At 70.5% G+C, this 2,783-nt stretch carries 3 protein-coding genes; all 3 read right to left on the minus strand.

What is annotated here, in order from left to right:
* Positions 1-66 precede the first annotated feature (66 nt).
* Positions 67-390, minus strand: a complete 324-nt coding sequence (locus CH341_RS19105; protein WP_111420585.1) for an XdhC family protein — start codon at positions 388-390, stop codon at positions 67-69.
* 25 nt (positions 391-415) lie between these two features.
* Entirely contained in the window at positions 416-1,660 is a 1,245-nt protein-coding gene (locus CH341_RS19110; protein WP_111420586.1) for a vWA domain-containing protein, read from the minus strand.
* Positions 1,661-1,880: 220 nt separating this feature from the next.
* Positions 1,881-2,783, minus strand: a 903-nt coding sequence (locus tag CH341_RS19115; RefSeq protein WP_245431141.1) for an AAA family ATPase, incomplete at its 5' end; no start/stop codon positions are given.

Here is a 2,783-nt window from a genome sequence, read left to right on the forward strand (position 1 = left end):
CCCGGAGCGCGCTTTGCGCGCCCCGACCCTCCCCCTCCAGGGGAGGGTGAAGAAAGCGCGCCTCGCCTACTCCACCTTCTCCACAAAAACCCGAATCGTGCCGCCGCAGGAGAGGCCGACCTTCCAGGCGGCCTCGTCGGCGACGCCGAACTCCAGCATCTTGGCCTGGCCGGTCTCGATCACGTCGAGCGCCTCGGACACCACGGCGCCCTCGACGCAACCGCCCGACACCGAGCCGAGAAAGCTGCCGGTGTCGTCGATCACCAGGTTGGAGCCGACCGGCCGCGGCGCCGAGCCCCAGGTCTCCACCACGGTGGCGAGGGCGACGCCCTTGCCCTGCGCCCGCCAATCCTCGGCGGCTTTGAGAATGTCCTCGTCGCGCGCCAGCATCGTTTTGCTCCGTCGTTGTCGCGGGTCAGGCCGCCAGGAAGCGCCGTTTCGGGTCGCCCGGCCGGGCGCGGGTATCGCCGTGCTCCGACAGGACCCGCACCAGCTCGGCCATGCTGCTCAGATTGTGGATCGGCCGGAATTCGTCAACATGCGGCAGCATCGATCGGATGCCACGCGCCTTCGGCTCGAAGCCGTCGAAGCGCAACAGGGGGTTGAGCCAGACCAGCTTGCGGCACGACCGGTGCAGCCGGTCCATCTCGAAGGCGAGCCGCGCATCGGTATCACGTTCCAGCCCGTCGGTGATCAGCAGCACCACGGCGCCCTGCCCGAGCACGCGGCGCGCCCATTGCTTGTTGAAGGCGGCGAGCGAGGTCGCGATGCGGGTGCCGCCCGACCAGTCCGGCACCGCGGCCGAGCAGGCGGCCAGCGCCTCGTCCGGATCCTTGGTCTTCAGCGCCCGCGTCACATTGGTGAGCCGGGTGCCGAACAAGAACGAATGCACGCGCTTGCGCGCATCCGTGACGGCGTGGAGAAAGTGCAGGAACAGCCGCGTGTACTCGCCCATCGAGCCCGAGACGTCCAGGAGCGCGACCAGCGGCGGCATCTTCTCGCCCGGCCCGCGCGTCTTCAGGTCGATCAGGTCGCCGCCGCCGGACAGGCTGGCGCGCAGCGTGCGGCGCATGTCGATGCGGTGGCCGCGCCGGTCCGGCACCAGCCGGCGAGTCTTCACGGTGTCGAGCGGCAGCACCATGCGGCGGATCGCGGCGCGGGCGGCGGCGATCTCGTCGGCGCTCATCTGGGCGAAGTCTTTCGTCTGCAGCAGCTCGGCGTCGCTCGCCGTGAGCTTCGCCACGATCTCGGTCTCGCGCTCCTCGCGCTTCAGCTTGTCCTTGAGCGCATCGAACAGCGCGTCGTGCACGCGCGCCGCGGCGGGCTTCGGCGCCTCGGCCGGGCCGCCGGGCGCCTGCGGCATCATCAGGCCCATGAGCTGCTCGAGATAGCCGCGCCGGCGGAAGAAGATCCGGAACGCCTGGTCGAACACCAGCCGGTGCTCGTGCCGCTTCACCAGCACGGCGTGCAGCGTCCAGTAGAAATCCTCGCGGGTGCCGACGCCGGCCGCCCGCAACGCCTCCACGGCGTCGATCACGGCCCCCGGCCCCACCGGCAGCCCGGCCCGCCGCAACGCGCGAGCGAAGTACACGATGTTGTCGGCGAGGCGGCCGGTGTTCTCGCCGGGATCGCGTTCTTTGCGGGACCGCTCGTCGGTCATCGGGCGCCGTCCCCCCCTCCCCGACCCTCCCCCACAAGGGGGGAGGAAGCAGGCTGCGGCACGCGGCCGGCCCAGGGAGCAGCAGCAGACGTCATCACGGGTCGATCAACGCGTCGCCCAATCACACCACGATAGCGGCTCCAGCGTTCCCTCCCCCCTTGTGGGGGAGGGACAGGGAGGGGGGTGAGCCACGAACGCATGATTGGCGATCCCGAGGCGGTCACTCCGCCGCCGTCATGTCGGCGCGCAGGCGGTCGATCAGCTCAGCCGCGCGAGAGCCCTGCAGGCGGGCGATGTCGTCCTGGTATTTCAGCAGCACGCCGAGCGTGTCGGAGACGGTGGCGGGGTCGAGCGCGACGGCGTCGAGCTCGGTCAGGGCGCCGGCCCAGTCGAGCGTCTCGGCGACGCCGGGGGCCTTGAACAGATCCTCGTGACGAAGGGCCTGGACGAAGCGGACGATCTCCTCCGAGAGGCGCGCCGAGATGCCCGGGACCTTGGTGCGCACGATCGCGGTCTCGCGCTCGGCCGTCGGGTAGTCGACCCAGTGGTAGAGGCAGCGCCGCTTGAGCGCGTCGTGGATCTCGCGCGTGCGGTTCGACGTGATCACGACGATGGGCGGCTGCGCGGCCTTCACGGTGCCCATCTCCGGCACCGTCACCTGGAAGTCGGCCAGGACCTCCAGCAGGAACGCCTCGAACGCCTCGTCGGTGCGGTCGAGCTCGTCGATCAGCAGCACGGGCGCGCCGCCGGTGTCGGGCTCCAGCGCCTGCAGCAGCGGCCGCTTGATGAGAAACTCTTCGGAGAAGATGTCGTGGGTGAGCCGCGCGCGGTCGACCGTGCCCTCCGCCTCGGCGAGCCGGATGGCGATCATCTGGGCGGCGTAGTTCCACTCGTAGACGGCGCTGCCGACGTCGAGCCCCTCGTAACACTGCAGCCGGATCAGCTTTCGGCCGAGCGTGGCGGACAGGACCTTGGCGATCTCGGTCTTGCCGACACCCGCCTCGCCTTCGAGAAAGATCGGCCGGGCCATGCGCAGCGCCAGGAACAGCACGGTCGCCAGCGACCGGTCGGCCAGGTAGTCGGCGCCGGCGAGAAGCTCCTGGGTCGCGTCGATCGACGCGGG

The organism is Rhodoplanes roseus (assembly GCF_003258865.1).
Lineage (GTDB): Bacteria > Pseudomonadota > Alphaproteobacteria > Rhizobiales > Xanthobacteraceae > Rhodoplanes > Rhodoplanes roseus.

Coding starts and splice junctions, on each gene's coding strand:
- CH341_RS19105 (WP_111420585.1), bottom strand. CDS start 390: ATGCTGGCGCGCGACGAGGACATTCTCAAAGCCGCCGAGGATTGGCGG.
- CH341_RS19110 (WP_111420586.1), bottom strand. CDS start 1,660: ATGACCGACGAGCGGTCCCGCAAAGAACGCGATCCCGGCGAGAACACC.